The organism is Streptomyces sp. NPDC046862, from assembly GCF_040704615.1.
GTDB lineage: Bacteria > Actinomycetota > Actinomycetes > Streptomycetales > Streptomycetaceae > Streptomyces.
In genome coordinates, this window is the sequence record NZ_JBEYXP010000065.1 from 26271 (window position 1) to 42900 (window position 16630).

At 71.9% G+C, this 16630-nt stretch carries 16 protein-coding genes; 8 read left to right on the top strand and 8 right to left on the bottom strand.

The features are described 5' to 3' along the window. Positions 1 to 120: 120 nt before the first annotated feature. Complete coding sequence (locus AB0959_RS45380; RefSeq protein WP_366832762.1) at positions 121 to 1011, bottom strand: protein phosphatase 2C domain-containing protein; 891 nt, start codon at positions 1009 to 1011, stop codon at positions 121 to 123. Positions 1012 to 1220: 209 nt separating this feature from the next. Here AB0959_RS45380 and AB0959_RS45385 point away from each other — a divergent pair, with 209 nt between their 5' ends. Then, a complete protein-coding gene (locus AB0959_RS45385; RefSeq protein ID WP_366832763.1) occupies positions 1221 to 2135 on the top strand; it encodes an SDR family oxidoreductase in 915 nt (304 codons plus the stop codon). Positions 2136 to 2276: 141 nt separating this feature from the next. After that, positions 2277 to 3059 (top strand): SDR family NAD(P)-dependent oxidoreductase, encoded by a 783-nt coding sequence (locus tag AB0959_RS45390; RefSeq protein WP_366832764.1) that lies wholly within the window; start codon positions 2277 to 2279, stop codon positions 3057 to 3059. Here the strand turns inward: AB0959_RS45390 and AB0959_RS45395 are convergent. The 5 genes from AB0959_RS45395 to AB0959_RS45415 form a co-directional block, all read right to left on the bottom strand. Continuing rightward, positions 3019 to 4095: a Rieske 2Fe-2S domain-containing protein gene (locus AB0959_RS45395; RefSeq protein WP_366832765.1), complete on the bottom strand. Its 1077-nt coding sequence runs from the start codon at positions 4093 to 4095 to the stop codon at positions 3019 to 3021. The two genes, AB0959_RS45390 and AB0959_RS45395, sit on opposite strands and share 41 nt — an antisense overlap. Positions 4096 to 4276: 181 nt before the next feature. Continuing rightward, positions 4277 to 4591, bottom strand: a complete 315-nt coding sequence (locus tag AB0959_RS45400; RefSeq protein WP_366832766.1) for a hypothetical protein — start codon at positions 4589 to 4591, stop codon at positions 4277 to 4279. Between the two features lie 136 nt (positions 4592 to 4727). Next, the gene (locus AB0959_RS45405) at positions 4728 to 6509 is read right to left on the bottom strand and encodes a cation:proton antiporter (protein WP_366832767.1); all 1782 of its coding nucleotides are present in this window, start codon (positions 6507 to 6509) and stop codon (positions 4728 to 4730) included. A gap of 225 nt (positions 6510 to 6734) precedes the next feature. Continuing rightward, a complete protein-coding gene (locus tag AB0959_RS45410; protein WP_366832797.1) occupies positions 6735 to 8384 on the bottom strand; it encodes a SpoIIE family protein phosphatase in 1650 nt (549 codons plus the stop codon). 356 nt (positions 8385 to 8740) lie between these two features. Next, positions 8741 to 9385 (bottom strand): class I SAM-dependent methyltransferase, encoded by a 645-nt coding sequence (locus tag AB0959_RS45415; RefSeq protein ID WP_366832798.1) that lies wholly within the window; start codon positions 9383 to 9385, stop codon positions 8741 to 8743. Between the two features lie 325 nt (positions 9386 to 9710). On the opposite strand from AB0959_RS45415, the gene AB0959_RS45420 reads away from it, so the two are divergent. The 6 genes from AB0959_RS45420 to AB0959_RS45445 all read left to right on the top strand — a co-directional run bounded on the left by AB0959_RS45420 (position 9711) and on the right by AB0959_RS45445 (position 14740). Continuing rightward, positions 9711 to 10115 carry a GtrA family protein gene (locus tag AB0959_RS45420; RefSeq protein ID WP_366832799.1) on the top strand — a complete coding sequence of 135 codons (405 nt, stop codon included), beginning with the start codon at positions 9711 to 9713 and terminating at the stop codon, positions 10113 to 10115. Between the two features lie 108 nt (positions 10116 to 10223). Further along, complete coding sequence (locus AB0959_RS45425; protein ID WP_366832768.1) at positions 10224 to 10832, top strand: hypothetical protein; 609 nt, start codon at positions 10224 to 10226, stop codon at positions 10830 to 10832. A gap of 165 nt (positions 10833 to 10997) precedes the next feature. After that, complete coding sequence (locus AB0959_RS45430) at positions 10998 to 11450, top strand: hypothetical protein (RefSeq protein ID WP_366832769.1); 453 nt, start codon at positions 10998 to 11000, stop codon at positions 11448 to 11450. A gap of 108 nt (positions 11451 to 11558) precedes the next feature. Continuing rightward, positions 11559 to 12122 carry a hypothetical protein gene (locus tag AB0959_RS45435; RefSeq protein ID WP_366832770.1) on the top strand — a complete coding sequence of 188 codons (564 nt, stop codon included), beginning with the start codon at positions 11559 to 11561 and terminating at the stop codon, positions 12120 to 12122. Positions 12123 to 12329: 207 nt separating this feature from the next. Beyond that, a complete protein-coding gene (locus AB0959_RS45440; protein ID WP_366832771.1) occupies positions 12330 to 13451 on the top strand; it encodes a PLP-dependent cysteine synthase family protein in 1122 nt (373 codons plus the stop codon). Continuing rightward, complete coding sequence (locus AB0959_RS45445) at positions 13448 to 14740, top strand: MFS transporter (RefSeq protein WP_366832772.1); 1293 nt, start codon at positions 13448 to 13450, stop codon at positions 14738 to 14740. Before AB0959_RS45440 ends, AB0959_RS45445 begins: the two co-directional genes overlap by 4 nt. An 89-nt stretch (positions 14741 to 14829) precedes the next feature. Here AB0959_RS45445 and AB0959_RS45450 read toward each other — a convergent pair whose 3' ends face one another. Together AB0959_RS45450 and AB0959_RS45455 are read right to left on the bottom strand one after the other, a co-directional pair. Next, positions 14830 to 15564, bottom strand: coding sequence for a TIGR03943 family protein (locus tag AB0959_RS45450; protein ID WP_366832773.1), 735 nt, complete (start codon positions 15562 to 15564; stop codon positions 14830 to 14832). Next, entirely contained in the window at positions 15561 to 16571 is a 1011-nt protein-coding gene (locus tag AB0959_RS45455; RefSeq protein ID WP_366832774.1) for a permease, read from the bottom strand. Before AB0959_RS45455 ends, AB0959_RS45450 begins: the two co-directional genes overlap by 4 nt. Between the last annotated feature and the right edge of the window lie 59 nt (positions 16572 to 16630).

Here is a 16630-nt window from a genome sequence, read left to right on the forward strand (position 1 = left end):
CCGATGCCGATGCCGATGCCGATGCCGATGCCGATGCCGATGCTGGGGCCGGGCTGCCGCGAAGGCATGGCAGCCCGGCCCCGGCCTCGGGCATCCGCCTCCCTCCCTCGGACGTTCACCTCATCCGGGCGGCACACTCGACGCGACCGGCAGCAGCAGCGCGGTGACGTTGTCCTGCCCGCCGGCCTCCAGCGCGTACCCCACGAGTGCTCGCGCCTCGGCCGTCGGACCACCGCCGCCGGCCCTCGCCCTCCGGACCACCGCCCTCAGCCCCTCCGCGTCGGGCAGGTACCGCCACAGCCCGTCCGTGCACAGCAGCAACCGGCCCGAGCACGGCGGCAGGTAGCTCCGCACCTGCGGCACGGGTTCGTCGGCGTCGGCGCCCAGCCACGCGGTCAGGGCGTCCAGATCGCCCGTGTCGTCCTCGGTCAGCGCCGCCCCGGGCCCCTCGTCCGGCAGCCAGTAGGCGCGGCTGTCCCCGACGGACGCGCTCCAGATGCCGTCCGGCCCGGCGACACCGGCGACGTACGTACAGGCCGGAGCGACGGCGGCCGTGACGTCCGGGCGTTCCGCGGTGGCACCGGCGGACTTCGCGGCGGCACCGGCGGATTGCGCCGTGGTGGCGGCGGACTTCGCGAGGGCCGCGACCGCGCGGTGCGCACGCACGGCGGCCCCGACGAGCGCGACCTCCGGGATCGCCCCCGAACTCAGCTGACGCGCGAGGCAGTCGAGTCCCACGTCGGCCGCTACCCGGGCGGCTCGCTCGGCCCTGGGGGACATGGACACCCCGTCACAGACGACCCCGACGGTCCACGGCCCGGTCGTGGCCAGCGCCATAGCGTCCGCGTTGACGCCCCGCCGACGGCCCCGGTCGCTGACGCCCGCCGCACCGCCCTCCGCCGTGATCTCCACGTGCGCCCGGAACCCCGGCTGGGCCGCACCGCAGTCCCAGCAGTGCCCGTCCGGGGCGACCGTTCCACCGCACTCGACACACTCCTCGCTCTCGCTCATCGGCCTCCTCGTCGGCCACGCATCCTGGCAGAGCCGCCCGGGCCGTCGGTACGGGATTTCCGGGGCGCCGACACGCTCCCCGGGAAACACCCGACTGCGTCGGGAAACCCGACAGAAGATGTCCGGCTTCCACGACACCCTCGAAGAGACACCGGCTCAGGAGCCGCTGTCGATGAGAGTCGTCGTTCACACGCACGGGAGGTTCAAGGATGGCAAGGCCGTTGGAGGGCAAGGTCGCACTGGTCGCGGGGGCGACGCGCGGGGCGGGGCGCGGGATCGCCGTGGAACTGGGGGCCGCCGGGGCCACCGTGTACGTCACCGGCCGCAGCACCCGCGAACGGCGCTCGGAGTACGACCGGCCGGAGACCATCGAGGAAACCGCCGACCTCGTCACCGCGGCGGGCGGCCACGGCATCGCCGTACCCACTGATCACCTCGACCCGGACCGCGTCCGCGCGCTCGTGGACCGAATCGCCGACGAACAGGGTCGCCTGGACGTCCTCGTCAACGACATCTGGGGCGGCGAACTGCTCTTCGAGTGGGACACCCCGGTCTGGGAGCACGACCTCGACAAGGGCCTTCGGTTGCTGCGGCTCGCCGTCGAGACACACGCGATCACCAACCACCTCGCCCTGCCGCTGCTGCTGCGCCGACCCGGCGGTCTGGTGGTCGAGATGACCGACGGCACCGCGGACTACAACCGCGACAACTACCGCGTCTCCTTCTTCTACGACCTCGCCAAGTCGTCCGTCCTGCGCATGGGGTTCTCCCTGGGGCACGAACTCGGTCCGCGCGGAGCCACCGCCGTGGCCCTCACCCCCGGCTGGCTCCGTTCGGAGATGATGCTGGAGGGCTTCGGCGTCACCGAGGACACCTGGCGGGACGCGCTGGAGCGGGTCCCGCACTTCTGCATCTCCGAGACCCCGCGCTACGTCGGCCGGGCCGTGGCCGCCCTGGCCGCCGACCCCGAGGTCGCCCGCTGGAACGGGCAGTCCCTCTCCAGCGGTGGCCTGGCCCAGGTGTACGGCTTCACCGACCTCGACGGCAGCCGCCCCGACGCCTGGCGCTATCTCGTCGAGGTTCAGGACACGGACAAGCCGGCGGACGCGACGGGGTACCGCTGAGCGACGGCTCCGGGGATCTGCCCCGGTGATCCCCCAAGCACTACGTTCTGCCCCATGAATCCGACGCATCCGACGCATCCGACGCATCCGAACGGGCAACTGGCGCATCCGAGGCGGCAACAGGCGCATACGGACAGCCCGATGGCGCGCTTCCAGGGGTACGGGGCTCTCATCACGGGCGCGGCCCGCGGCATCGGCGCGGCCACCGCCCGGCGGCTGGGCGAGGAGGGCGCCCGCGTGCTCGTCACCGACGTGGACCTGGACATGGCGGAGAAGACGGCCGCGGAACTGCGCGAGCGCGGGCTGGCGGCGGAGGCGTACGGGTGCGACGTCGGCGACCGGGCGTCGGTGGAGGCGGCCGTCGCGTACGCCGTGGAGTCCTTCGGCTCGCTCGACGTGCTCGTCAACAGCGCGGCCTGCTGCACGCCCGACGTCCCGCACTTCGAGGACGAGCCCGACGAGGCGTGGGCGCGCGACCTCGACCTCACCCTGACCGGTGCGTACCGCTGCTGCCGGGCGGCGCTCCCGCATCTGGTGGCCTCGGGGCGCGGCGCGATCGTCAGCATCGGTTCCGTGAACGGCGTCCAGGACTTCGGCAACCACGCCTACAGCGCCGCGAAGGCGGGGCTGATGTCGCTGACCCGCACTCTCGCCGGGCACGCGGCGCCGCGCGGGGTCCGCGTCAACCTGGTGGCGCCGGGTACCGTCCGCACCTCTGCGTGGGAGGGCCGCGACGGCGACCTCGACTCGGTGGCCGGGGTGTACCCACTGGGGCGGGTCGGCGAGCCGGAGGACATCGCGGCGGCGGTCGCGTTCCTCGCCTCCCGGGACGCGGCCTGGATCACCGGGACGGCACTGTGCGTGGACGGCGGCCTCCTGGCGGTCAACACCGCGTTTCAGCAGGCGATTCGAGCGGTGCCGTGACGGGATCCACTCGCTGCCCGTCGGCTTCGGACGGAACCCCGGACGCGGTGCCGTGCGGGTAGAACTGGGCGTACCAGCGGCGCAGCGCCTTGATGCCCTTCTCGTGCGGAAGCAGGACGGGGCGAGGCTGGTGGATCTTGTGATCCCAGATCCGGACCTCCTCGCGCACCTCGGCCAGGGCTTCCGCGCGGAAGACGAGCTTGAGCGCGGGCGCCAGGAACGGTAGGCGGGACGGCTTGCGGACGTAGTACAGCATCCGCATCTCGCTCGTGCGGTCGTCGACGGGGGTGGTGAGGGCGACGGCGGTCACCGAGAGGACGGGGCCGTGGGCACGGACCACCATGACGCCCGGCCCGTACATGAACGCGTCGAAGGTGTTGTCGATGTCCCGGCCGAACACGCGCCGACGGATCCGGCCGCGGACCTCGGCGAAGGGACCGTCCGTCCGCAGATCCTGGACGGGTGGCTCGCTCTGGCCGTGGATGAAGTGGAAGTGGGACTCGTCCACGATGTTCTCGCGCATCTCCTGGATGTGGATGCGCGCGCGGCACGTGTCGTCGATGGGGGTGGCGAAGTCCCTGGATCCGGTCTCCGGGATCTCGGGCAGCTCCCACGACGGCTCGCCCGGCCCGGCGTACACGAAGACGAGCCCGCTGTGCTCACGGACCGGTAGGCCGCCGATGGACACCTTGGGGGTGCGGACCGCGAACGGTGCCTCCACGCACCGTCCGTCAGGACCGAAGCGCCACCCGTGGAAGGGGCATTCCACGGTGCCGTCCACGACCTTCCCGCCCGCGCCCAGATGCGCGCCGTAGTGGGGGCAGTGCGCGTCCCGTACGGCGGGCCGGCCGTCCGCTCCGCGGAAGGCGATGAGGGCACGTCCGAAGTAGTGCAGGCTGACGACCCGGCCCGGCCGCAGCTCGCCACTGCGGAGCACGGCGTACCACCCGTACGGGACGGACGGCATCGGGTACTCGTCCGCTCGCGGATCGCGGGGCAGGTCGTCCAGGTTGTCATGGCTACGACTCAAGTGCATGCCCTGATGCTAACGACCTTGCCCAGTACGGAGCTTGGGACGCAGCACGAAAAGGCACGCTACCTGAAGGGACGCGAGGAACTGCGCGGTCTTCAAGGGGCGCGGGGAACTGCGCGACAAGCCACGACGTACCCGCAGCCGCCCAGAAAAGCAGAACCCGGCACACAAACCGCCGGAGGCATCACGCTTCCTCCAGCGCCTCACCGAACTCGCGCATGACCTTGCTGTGATGGCTGTGGGCGAGCTGATGTCCCACCGCGAGCACCAGCGCCAGCGGCCACTCGATGATCTCGAAGGCGGCCAGTACGGCGACGCCGCCGAGGAAGGCGAGCTGATCCGGAGGGGGCAGTTCGAGACGCGTGCCGAGCAAGTCGAGAGTCACGGCGTGCCGTGAGACAGCCTGGTCGGCAGCCGCGCCGGCCGAGCGCTTGTCCACGGCCGAGGCGCTGGGCCGGACGGGGCGGGTTTCCCGCGGGCTGGTGGTCGATGCGGTCATGGTTGCCATCCGTTCCATCGCCCGACCGGGAACCCGTCGGCGATGCTTTCTGGCGCTTTATGGCATTCTTTCCCTCCCATCCACCCTAGCCACGGTCTGAGGGCGGTGCATGGCCAAGGAACGGGACGCCCCGTCGTCAGCGGGGCGGATCCGGTGCCGGGCCGAGCAGGACGGCGATGTCATCAGGCTGGGGTGAGGCGGGTGCGCCACTGCCGTCGGCGGGCACCAGCCGGCCGCCGGAACGCACCAGGAGCAGCAGATCGTGCTGGGCAGGGAGCGTTCCGGCCGCGTCGTCGATGCGACGCGTCACGATGCGGGCCCCCTGCGCGTGCCGCTGGGCCATGGCAAGGCGGGTGAGGTCGGGGGCGAGCAACGTCTCACCACGTCCGTAGGGCGCGACGATACCGTGGCTGCTGCTGCGTGCTCCGAGGCGGTAGACCTGAACTCCTCCGTCGCGGGCCAGCACCATCGACGCGAGGGCGTTGAAGTCGTCCTCGTCGGTGAGGAGCAGGACGGCGGTGATGCCCTCGAGCCGGGCTCCTCGCCCCGTGGCCGCCGCCAGCAGCTCACCGGGCGCGAGTTCCAGTCCGGCTTCCCGGACGTGCCCCCGTTGTTCCTCGGAACCCACCCACATCAGGACCTCCAGCCCGGACGAGCGCAGGGCGAGCCCGAGGTCGACCGCCCAGGGGTCGCCGCCGACCAGGAGCGGACGGGCGCGGGCAGGGCGGGTGGCGCCCAGCCGGCGGGCGACGGGTACCGCGGTCAGGCCGTAGAGCGTCACGGTCGCCGCGATCGTCAGGAAGGTGGCCGGGAGGATCTTGGAGGCCCCGCCGACGCCCGCGGTGACCAGACCCGCGGAGAAGGTGGAGGCGTTGGCCGCGGCCACGATGCCGCGCGGGTCCATCCACGCGATGAAGCCCCGCTCGCCGCGCTTCAGTCCCGACCCGAGCGTGGCCAGCCACACGGCGAGAGGACGTATGACCAGGACGAGGACCGCGACGATGCCGAGGGTCGGAAGGACCACGTGGTGCAGGGACGCGGGGGTGACCGTGGAGGAGATGGAGACGAACAGGAGCCCGATGATCAACTTGACCAGCGTTTCGGAGAACGGGTGCTGGTCGGGGATGTCGACACCGGGCAGATGGGCCACCACCAGGCCCATGATGATGGCGGCGATGAGCCCGGAGTCGTCGCGGGCGATGTCGCAGGCCGCGGCCACCGCGACCACTGTGCCCAGTTGGCCGACGGTGCCGAGCGCCCCATCGGGCCGAATCCTGGTCAGCATCAGCCACAGCAGTGCCGTCCCCACCGCGGCTCCGGCCAGACCGACTCCGACACTGGCCAGGAACTGCAACACCTGGTAGCCGATGGTCTTGTTGCCACTGCCGTCGAGGATGGCCGCGAACACCAGAGCCCCCAGGGTGGCCCCGAGAGGGTCGACCAGGGAGCCCTCCCAGGAGAGGATCGTCTGGGGCCGGTCCGCCGGCCGGACGAAGGCGAGCAGCGGTCCGACGACTGTCGGCCCGGAGACGACGAGGATGGCGCCGAGCATCACCGCCGCATCCCCGGACATCCCCAGCCAGGGAACGGCGAGCAGGGAGACGGTGACCCAGGACAGCGCCACGCCCAGCACGATCAGCCTGAACACGGTGCGGCGCGTGTGCCCACGGAGCTTGCGCGGATCGAGCCCGAGGCCGGCGTCGTAGAGGATCAACGCCACGGCCAGCGACACCAGCGGGCTGAAAGCCGGGCCCAGCAGTTGGTCGGGATGGATGTCGTCGGTCAGAGCCCCCGCGATGAAACCCGCCGGGAGCAGGATGATGAGCGCGGGAATACGAAGACGGGCCGCGGCCAGCTGGGAGCCGACGGCGAGGACGAACGTCAGTCCCACGCCGAAAAGGATGTCGTCGGTCGTCACCGCGCGCCTTCCTGCCAGCCCTGCCCGCCGCCCACGTCGCTGCCATGATCACCCGCGGGGGAGCCGTCGGCCTCCTGGCTGACACTTCCGGGCTACGGGTAGGGGCACACGGGGGTACCGGGCGGCGGAGTTCCCGACCGGAGGGCTGTCATGGGCGGGGGCGCGGAACACCGAACGTCAGGCGTGGACGTCATGGCCGTCGCGTCGGCATCGGCGGCGACTCCGTCAGCCGAGGTCCTGATCTCCCGTCAGCGGCTGCTCGAACCAGACCACCTTGCCCGTACTGACCCGCGTCACCCCCCAGCGGCGCGCCAGGTGGTCGACCAGGAACAGTCCCCGGCCGCCCTCGTCGCTCAGCTGGGCGTGCCGCATCCTCGGCACCTGCGGGGAGTCGTCGCCCACCTCGCATCGCAGTACGTCCGTGCGGACCAGTCGCAGGGTGATCGGCCGGGAAGCGAAGCGTACGGCGTTCGCCACCACCTCGCTGACCAGGAGCTCGGTCGGCTCCACGAGGGCGTCGAGACCCCAGTGACGCAGCATCCTGCGGGTCAGCCGACGGGCCTGCCCGGCGGTCTGTGGACGAGGGGCCATGTACCAGTACGCCACGGTCTCCGGCAGGATGCCCTCGAACCGGGCGGCGAGCAGCGCGATGTCGTCGTCACGGTCCCTCGCTTCCACGGTGTCGAGCGCCTGGTCGCACAGCGCTTCCAGTGCCGGGGGCGCGGGCCCGGAGGCGGCTGCGTGCAGGCGCGCACGCAGTCGCTCCACCCCCGTCAGCACGTCCGAGCTGCGGGACTCCACGAGGCCGTCGGTGTACAGCAGCAGGGTCGCTCCGGCGGGCGCGTGCGTCTCGGTGGACTCGAACCCGCCGCTGCCGACCCCGATCGGCGCTCCGGGCGGGACCCGCAGAACCTCCCCGCTGCCGTCGGGGTGCAGCAGCACCGGCGGCGGGTGGCCGGCGTTGGACACCAGCAGCCGGTGCAGTACGGGGTCGTACATCGCGTACAGACAGGTCGCCATGTGCTCACTGCCGAGGCGCTCCGCCTGCTCGTCGAGGTGGTGCAGAACCTCGTCCGGGGGCAGGTCGAGCCCGGCCAGGGTCTGCACGATGGTGCGCAGCTGTCCCATGATCGCGGCCGATGTGACGGAATGTCCCATCACATCTCCGATGACCAGAGCGATGCGGTTGCCCGGCAGGGGGATCGCGTCGTACCAGTCGCCACCGACCTGGGTGGTCCCCGAGGCCGGCAGATAGCGGCTGGCCAGTCGGACTCCGGTCGTCTCGGGCAGCGACGGAGGGAGCATCGTGCGCTGCAGCGCGTCCGCGACGGATGCCTCACGTACGTACAGCACCGCCTTGTCGACCCCGAGAGCGGTGTGTGTGGCGAGCTGGGACGCTACGAGCAGATCGTCGCCGGTGAAGTCCGGCCGATCGGGTCCGCGGACGAGGACGATGCTGCCGAGGACATGGCGGCGGCCGTGCAGCGGAGCGACGATCAGCCGTCGTCCGGGCGGTACCGCCCCAGGAGCGCCGGCCGCTTCCAGCAACTCGGTCACCGTGGAGGCGGCCCCGGGGGCGTCCCCGAACACCGGCCGCCCGACCCGCAGCAGCTCGGCGAGGCGACCGGCGGCAGCCAGGTGCACGAACTCCGCCGCCCGCAGGGGGCCCGTGACCGCTGGAGGGGGCGGCACGGACCTGTGGGTGGCCGGGCCTCCCTTCGGCCCAGGGTCCGTGCAGTGCAGCCGCAGGACGGCCGGGGAGGCGGGAAGCTCGTCCCCGACCGGCAGAGGATCACACAGGTGAACGAACGTGATGTCGGCGAACGCCGGGACGGCCGCTCGGCACAGTTCGTACAACGTCTCGTCGAGGTTCATGCCGCGGGCGATCCGTCGCGTCGCCGTGTCGAGGTAGCGGAGTCTGTCGGTCTGCGGCCCCGCGACGTCCGGTGCGTCGTCACGGGAGTGTCCGCTGGAAGCTCCCGCGGCCGGCGGACCGGACACGGCGCCACCACCCTCAAAGCGGCGTGACTCTCCTTGCTGCGGGCGAGTCGTGTCGGCGCCGTCGCCCGGCGGGGGCGACGGGGCGGTGTGCTTCGGACGACGCGGGGAACCGGCATGCTCGTGCCCCCTGGCGGCCTGCCCGCCGGGACCGTGATCGGCTCCGAGGTGCTTCTTCACGCGTGTCGCTTCCGTCCGTGGGGCCCGTGCCGGGGCGGGTGGATCAAGAGTCGTCAGGTGTGCCGGCTGCAGCGCAGGAAGATCTGTACCTCGGGCTGTACGTCCACGGTCGCCGGCGCGTACGTGTGGGAGGACTCCTCGACGATCTCGAAGCCCGCCGCCTCGACGACCTCGCGCAACTCGTCCCGCAGGTAACCGGAAACCCTGATGGTCCTTCCGATGAACGGGATCGAGAAGTCGTCCACGTCGGCCTCCACCATCGACAGCGCGAACAGACCACCGGGAACCAGCAGGTGGCGGACGGTCCGCAGCGCGAGAGGGATCTCGGCGCGCGGCAGCATGAGCAGGGCGAAGAAGGCCACCACCGCGGCGAAGCGGCCGAGGTCGCAGGGGCCTTCGGGACCAAGGTCCGCGATGTCCATGTGGTGGAACACCCCGGTGGGCACGTTCTCGCGGGCGAGCGCGATCATCCCGCCCGACAGGTCGACACCGACGACCTCGAAACCCGCCTCCGTCAGTCGGCGGGCCGTCGGGACCCCGGTGCCGCAGCCCAGGTCCAGCACACGGGACCCGGGCGGCAGTGACCCAATGAGCCACTCGGCGGCCGCGACCTGCCCTTCCTTGTGCGGGAAGGCCTCGTCGTAGCGGTTGCCGATGGCGTCGAAGGCCTCGGCCTGACCGGTGCGGTCCAGTCGCATGCTCCCGTAGCCGATCTTGCCGGCAGGGCTGCCCACGAAAGTTCTCCCTTTGATGTCTTATGTCCGAGTTTTCCATAAGTTGTACGAGCCTGGGCGGTAGGGACTTGGGCAGGGCCCGGGGCGCTCGGAGAATCAGTGACGCATGAGGAGTGCCGCAGGCTCCGGCCTCGCTCCTCAACGGAGTTGAGACACTCGGCTGTGTCACCATCATGTGGGCTTCACCGCCCTTGCGGCGTGCAGATGATCACGCTCCCATGTCGAACAACCGGAGGACCGGCACGCCGTGCAGCACGACGAGGACCCCCGTTCGCCGCTGCGCACGGCCATGCACGTGACGGTGCCCTGTCAGGCCCGTCCCGCACCCGCGCGTCCCGTCTCGGGTCAGATCCTCGTCTTCTGTCTGGTCGGCGCGGTCAACACCGTCACCTATTACGGTCTTTACCTGCTGTTCCTCATGCGCCTGCCGTATCTGGCCGCGCACGCGATCGCCTTCGCCCTGAGCATGACGGGATCGTTCTTCCTGAACGCACGCTTCACCTATCGCACGCGCCCCACCTGGCGGAAGTTCCTGCTGTTCCCCCTGAGCAACGCCACCAACTTCCTGATCACGACGGCAGGCGTGTACCTGATCGTCGACGTCCTGCACGCGGGCGATCGGCTCGCCCCCCTGCTCGCGTCCGGAGCTGCGATCCCGGTCACTTTCCTGGTGTCCCGGACGATCATGCGGTGACCGAACGGTCGCGCAGCGCATCCACCGTCGGCGTGCGGAAGCGCGCGAGCCCCGGACGGCGCACACTGGAAGTGGGTGGCGGTTGGTGCTCGTAGGGGGTGTCGGCCGATGTCGCGGACGCACGGAAAGAGAGTCCTCACCCACGCGGGACTGTGGCGATGGCGCCGCAATCCGCTGAGAAGGGGCAGTGACCTCTTGGAGGCGTGGGTGCTGCTGGCGGCCTGGGTTCTGGCCGTGGTCGGCGGTGCCCTGGTGGGGATGGTGGCGGCGGGCGCCGCGGGCCATACCTTCGACAGACAGCGGGCCGAACGCCACGAGGTGACGGCCACCGTCGTCGACAAGGCCAGGCCCGCCGGCGACGGTGAGGGCACGGCGTCCGGGCGCGCGTCCGGCGACGACCTGGCCTGGGTCACGGTCCGCTGGACGGCCCGCGGCGTGGAGCACACGGGCCGTACCCAGGTGGCCCCGAACACCCGGCCGGGCACCCACGTCACCGTCTGGACCGACAGTCACGGCGTCCTGTCGGCGCAGCCGCTCGAACCCGCGGAGGCACAGGTGGAGGCAGCCTTGCTGGGCACGATGGCCGCGACCTTCACCGGTGGGGCCGTATGGGCGGGTGCGTACGGCGTGCGCGGGCGTCTGGAGCGGCGGCGCATGGCGCAGTGGGACGAGGAGTGGCAGCGCATCGACACGCGGTGGGGGCGGACGACAGGGTGACCGCGGCGCCCGTGCCGAACCGCTGGGCCCAGGGTGGCGTCGCCGCGCCACGCGTGAGGTCGGCGTGTGTCGTCCCCGAAGCAAATCGGTCATGTGCGTGGCTTGTTGCCGCGATGTTTCCCGGCGTGGGCGGATCTTTGTTCCGCGGCCCGTTAGGATCACGGCGTGGTTACGGTTTGGTCACCCCGGCGCATGGCGCGGGCCCGCTCCGGTGCGGGTCCGCTGATGCGTCTGCTGGCTCTCGCCGCGCTTCTGCTCAGTGTCGTCCTCACGCACGGAGCGAGCCCCGACGGTGTCGCGGGACAACTGGCGGCCGACGCGGCGAAGCCCGCCGCCGAGGCGTCCGAGAAGGCACACGGCGCGACGGACTCCCACGGCAGGACCCGTCCCGCCGCGACGGACGAACGCCGCGGCGACCACACCCCGTCGCATCCGGCCGAGCACTGCGCCGCCGGACAGCCCTACCAGGGCTCGGCCCTCACCCAGCCGTGCTTCGCGGTGTCGGTCGGCGAACCGGTCAGCCCTCGGCGTGCCATAGCATCCCGGAGCCTCAACGAGCCGGAGCTCTCCGTCTCGGCGTCGGCGAGTCTCAGAGCAGCGGTCGTCCAGCAGGTCTAGAACCCGGCGACCTCGTCCTCTCCGGCTGTTCCGCACCGCGTTCGGGACCCACTCGTGGATTCCACGTCCGGGGTCGCCCTACGGGCCCGTTCCCGTGACCGATCGCGCGTGCGACGGACAGCAGGACCGCTCGCCGTGCCGCCCACCACCCATGCCCGCTGCCGCCGCTCGCCATGGCTCTCGCCGTGGTGCCCGCAGCGCGGTCGCCCGGAGGCCCTGTTGCCGACCCCCACCCGCATGCCCGCGCACGCCACCCGCAGCACCCGCGCCGCGTCGCCCTGGCGGCACCGGCTGATGGTTCTCGTGCGCGGCTGCCTGCTCGCGGTGATCGGCCTGTGCGCCCTCGCACACGGGTCGTACGACGCCACGAGCGCGCCCCAGCGGGCCGCCGTACCGATCTCCACGCTCGTCGCCCCCGTGTGCGCCGTGACCGTGGCAGGCGACGGGACGCCCCACGGCCCTCATCGCCATCACGGCGGCGACGAGTGCGCGGCGGAGGGAGCCCTCCGTACGGCCACCGCCGCGGCCGAGCAACCGCCCCCCGCGGCGGGGTCGGCGCTGCTCGCCGGTGTTCTCACGACCGTGACGCTCCGGCCGCGTCGGCCGTGCCGGCGCCGAAGAGCACGTACGGGACGGACGGCGCTCGTCCGCACCTCACGCTGGCGGATCTAGACCTCTCGCCCGCAGCCGACCGCACCGGCTGCCGCGCCCACCCCTCCAGTCCGGCAGGACCGACCGGCCTGCCGCCCGGAGGCCGTGGCGCGAGATGAGCACGCACACGCAGTCATCGAGCGAGAGCGAACAGACATGCAGTCATTGACGAACACAAGCACGCCCTTGAACACCAGTACGGCCACCGCCACGAACTCAAGCGCAAGCATGGCCACCGCCACGAACACCCCTGCCACGCCCAGCCGCTCCGCCCTGTCGGCGCTGGTCGGGGGCACCCCGATGCTGCGCGTGTCGGAGCCCCTGACCCCGGCCGGCCGCGGCTTCTGGGCGAAGCTGGAGGGCTTCAACCCCGGCGGCATCAAGGACCGGCCCGGTCTGTACATGGTCGAGCGGGCCCGCGCCCGCGGGGATCTGCGACCGGGCGGACGGATCATCGAGTCCACCAGCGGCACCCTCGGCCTGGGCCTCGCCCTGGCCGGCCTCGTGCACCGCCACCCCGTCACCCTGGTCACGGACCCCGGCCTGGAGCCGTCCATGACACGGCTGCTCGGCGTCTACGGAGCCGAGGTCGACATCGTCGACGAGCCCCACCCCACGGGCGGCTGGCAGCAGGCCCGGCGCGACCGGGTCGTCGAACTGCTTCGGGACCACCCGGGTTCCTGGTGCCCCGACCAGTACAACAACCCCGACAACACCGCCGCGTACACCCCGCTGGCCCTCGAACTCGCCTCCGAGCTGGGACACATCGACGTCCTCGTGTGCAGTGTGGGCACCGGTGGGCACTCCGCGGGACTCGGCCGCGTGCTGCGCCAGCTCTACCCGGAGATCACGATCGTCGGCGTCGACACCATCGGCTCGACGATCTTCGGCCAGCCCGCCCGGCCCCGCGTGATGCGCGGGCTCGGCTCCAGCATCTACCCGCGCAACGTGGCGTACGACTACTTCAGCGAGGTCCACTGGGTGGCCCCGCACGAGGCGGTGTGGGCCTGCCGGAAGCTGGCGGCCTCGCACTACGCCACCGGCGGCTGGAGCGTGGGAGCCGTGGCGCTCGTGGCGGGCTGGCTGGCCCGCACCATGCCCGCCGACGCGCGCATCGCGACGATCTTCCCCGACGGACCGCAGCGCTACCTCGGCACGGTCTACGACGACGAGTACTGCGCCCGCCACGGACTCCTCGACGCGGCCCCGCCCTCGGAGCCGGAGCTCATCGGCCGCGCCGACGAGAGGGAGGTCGCGAGCTGGACCCGGTGCACCGACGTGGTCGACCCTCTCGTCCTGCGCGCGCCCTCGGAGACGGAGAGGCTCTCGGCCGTGGAGGAGGCCAAGTGAAGCAGACCTTCACGCAGTTGAGGTCGTACGAACGCAGCGTGCAGCTGTTGATGGTGAACCAGTTCACCATCAACCTCGGCTTCTACATGCTGATGCCGTACCTGGCCGCCCATCTGTCCGGAACCCTCGGACTGGCCGGCTGGCTCGTCGGACTCGTCCTGGGCGTACGGAACTTCAGCCAGCAGGGCATGTTCCTCGTCGGCGGGACGCTGGCCGACCGGCTCGGCTACAAGCCGCTGATCGTCGCCGGATGCGTGCTGCGCACGGTGGGCTTCGCGACGCTGGGCCTGGTGGACTCGCTGCCCGCGCTGCTCGCCGCGTCGGCCGCCACCGGTCTGGCCGGGGCACTGTTCAATCCGGCGGTACGGGCCTATCTCGCGGCGGACGCGGGGGAGCGCAGGGTCGAGGCGTTCGCCCTGTTCAACGTCTTCTATCAGGCCGGCATCCTGCTCGGCCCGCTCGTGGGCATGGTGCTGACCGGTGTGGACTTCCGCATCACCTGTCTGGTGTCGGCCGGGATCTTCGCGCTGCTGTCCGTCGTGCAGATCCGCGCCCTGCCCGCCCGCACGGCGCAGGACCGCGGGGAGCGGACCGCGGAGGGCCGGGAGAGCGTGCTCGCACAGTGGCGCGGCATCCTCGCCAACCGGCCGTTCCTGCTCTTCTCCGGCGCCATGATCGGCTCGTACGTGCTGTCCTTCCAGGTGTATCTCGCGCTGCCGCTGGAGGTGCGCCGGCTCGGCGGCGAGGGCGAGTTCGGTACGGCGGCGGTGGCGGTGCTCTTCGCGGTCTCCGGGCTGAGCACGATCCTCGGCCAGACGAGGGTGACGGCCTGGTGCAGGGCACGGTACGAGCCGGGGCAGTCGCTGATCCTGGGCTTGGCCGTGATGGGCCTGGCGTTCGTGCCACTCCTGGTGGCCACGGCCGTGCCGGTACCGGAGTCCGGGATGGGGCTGTGGCTGCTGGCCGCGGTGCCGCCCACGCTCGCCGCGCTGCTGCTGGCCATCGGCACGATGATCGCGTACCCCTTCGAGATGGACACGATCGTCCGGCTCTCCGGTGACCGCCTCGTGGCCACGCACTACGGGCTCTACAACACCATCTGCGGGATCGGCATCACGCTCGGGAACCTGCTGACCGGCGCGGCGCTCGACGCCGCCCGTGAGGCGGGGATGCCCGCTCTGCCGTGGATCTCGCTGTGCGCGCTGGGCGGCGCCTGCGCGGCCGCCCTGTACGGCCTGCACCGTACGGGCCGGCTGGCGACACCGGCGCCGCAGTCCGTGGCTGTCTGATCAGCGGCGGTGACGCGAGGGGGCGGGTGCCGTTCGGCACCCGCCCCTGCCGGGTCGTCGAGCGGTGCGGACCTCAGCCGCTGTGGACCTCAGCCGTTCCAGCTCTCGTCGTACGGGTCGCGCGGGGCCTTGACCGGCTTGGCCTCGGAGACGTTGAGGAAGGGGATGACGCCGTCGTTGACGGGGTCCTTGACCCGCTTGCCGGTGTAGGTGCCGGTGACCTCCAGCCAGGTGTCCGGCTGCAGGACGGGCGGGAGCTCGCCGGACAGGCCGACCTTGACCGGCTGGGCGTCGGCCGCACAGCAGTTGAGGGCCATGCGGACCAGATAGGCGGTGCCGTTCTTGTCGAGGGCGACGAAGCCGGCGACCTTGACGTGGCGGTCGCCGAGGGAGCGCCCGTGGTCGTAGACCGCGCGTCCGGCGTAGTCGGCCAGGTTGAGCCGCAGCGGGTCGCCCGCGGGGAGCTTCGGGTAGCCCCAGGGCGCTTGCGTCAGCGCGGTCCCCGCGCGCATCGCGCTGTAGGAGCCCAGGGCGGGCGGGGCGACCAGGATGAGGGCGACCAGCGGGAGGACGAGCAGCCAGGAGACGCGCGGCTCACGGTGGACGTGACCCGCGTGTTCTTCCGGTCGGTCGCCGTCGGTCGTGCGCGGGCGCCGGTCGTACCAGAGCGTCGCCGCCGCCGCGACGATCAGGACGGCACCGGCCAGGAGCAGCAGCGGCTGCAACCCGGCCTTGACGTAGCGGAGATAGAGATCGGTGAAGCCGGCGCGCAGCACGGCCACGCCGACGAGGAACAGGATCACTGCCTGGGCCTGACGGTTCACAGCAGCACCGCCCCCACCAGGACCGACACCAGGACGGCCAGCGCGAACGTGGCCGGGGCGAAGCGCAGCGCGAAACCGCGGCCGAACGTGCCCGCCTGCATCGCGAACAGCTTCAGGTCGATCATCGGCCCCACGACGAGGAACGCCAGCCGGGCGGTCAGCGAGAACTGCGACAGGGACGCCGCCACGAACGCGTCCGCCTCGGAGCAGATGGACAGCAGCACGGCGAGGACCGCCAGGGCGAGCACCGACACCACGGGGTTGTCGGCCGCGCTGCGCAGCCAGTGCTCCGGCACGACGGCCTTGAGCGTGGCGGCGGCCATCGCGCCCACGACGAGGAATCCGCCGGCGTGCATCACGTCGTGCCGTACGGACCCCCAGAACGCGGCTCCCTTGCCGAGGCCCTCCGTCGCCGGTCGGGCCGGAGGACGCAGCCAGTCGGTGCGGCCCACCCGGTGCCACAGCCAGCCCATCGCGCACGCCACCAGCAGACTGGCCACGAACCGGGCGAGGACCATCTCGGGCTCGCCGGGGAACGCGACGGCGGTCGCGGTCAGCACGATCGGGTTGATCGCCGGCGCGGACAGCAGGAAGGCCAGCGCCGCCGCCGGGGTGACGCCCCGTCGTACCAACGCCCCGGCGACGGGCACGGACGCGCACTCGCAGCCCGGCAGTACGGCCCCTGCCATCCCGGCGACCGGGACCGCCAGCGCGGGCCGTTTCGGCAGGGCGCGGGCGAAGAAAGAGGGCGGTACGAACACCGCGAGCGCCGCCGACAGCAGCACACCGAGTACGAGGAACGGCAGGGCCTGCACCACCACCGCCACGAACACGGTCATCCAGCTCTGCATCACCGGCGCGGCCAGCGCCCCGCGGATGGGCCCCTGCAGGACGACTACCAGGAGCAGCAGCATGGTCAGGGCGAGGGGCGAGTTGAGCTGCCGGCCCTGTGGCCCGTCCGCGTCGTGGCGGTCGGCGCGGGGCGGCGCTTCCTTGGTGATGGTCACGGAATCGGGTACCTCCGGCGGGGAAGGGCGTGGTGGGCCTGTTGCCCTCCCCTTCCAGT

Excerpts from the sequence above, each read along its gene's own strand:
- AB0959_RS45440 (WP_366832771.1), top strand. The coding sequence starts at position 12,330 with ATGGCCACCGCCACGAACACCCCTGCCACGCCCAGCCGCTCCGCCCTG.
- AB0959_RS45385 (WP_366832763.1), top strand. The coding sequence starts at position 1,221 with ATGGCAAGGCCGTTGGAGGGCAAGGTCGCACTGGTCGCGGGGGCGACG.
- AB0959_RS45390 (WP_366832764.1), top strand. The coding sequence starts at position 2,277 with ATGGCGCGCTTCCAGGGGTACGGGGCTCTCATCACGGGCGCGGCCCGC.
- AB0959_RS45420 (WP_366832799.1), top strand. The coding sequence starts at position 9,711 with ATGCACGTGACGGTGCCCTGTCAGGCCCGTCCCGCACCCGCGCGTCCC.
- AB0959_RS45380 (WP_366832762.1), bottom strand. The coding sequence starts at position 1,011 with ATGAGCGAGAGCGAGGAGTGTGTCGAGTGCGGTGGAACGGTCGCCCCG.
- AB0959_RS45410 (WP_366832797.1), bottom strand. The coding sequence starts at position 8,384 with ATGAACCTCGACGAGACGTTGTACGAACTGTGCCGAGCGGCCGTCCCG.
- AB0959_RS45400 (WP_366832766.1), bottom strand. The coding sequence starts at position 4,591 with ATGACCGCATCGACCACCAGCCCGCGGGAAACCCGCCCCGTCCGGCCC.
- AB0959_RS45415 (WP_366832798.1), bottom strand. The coding sequence starts at position 9,385 with ATGCGACTGGACCGCACCGGTCAGGCCGAGGCCTTCGACGCCATCGGC.
- AB0959_RS45425 (WP_366832768.1), top strand. The coding sequence starts at position 10,224 with ATGTCGCGGACGCACGGAAAGAGAGTCCTCACCCACGCGGGACTGTGG.
- AB0959_RS45395 (WP_366832765.1), bottom strand. The coding sequence starts at position 4,095 with ATGCACTTGAGTCGTAGCCATGACAACCTGGACGACCTGCCCCGCGAT.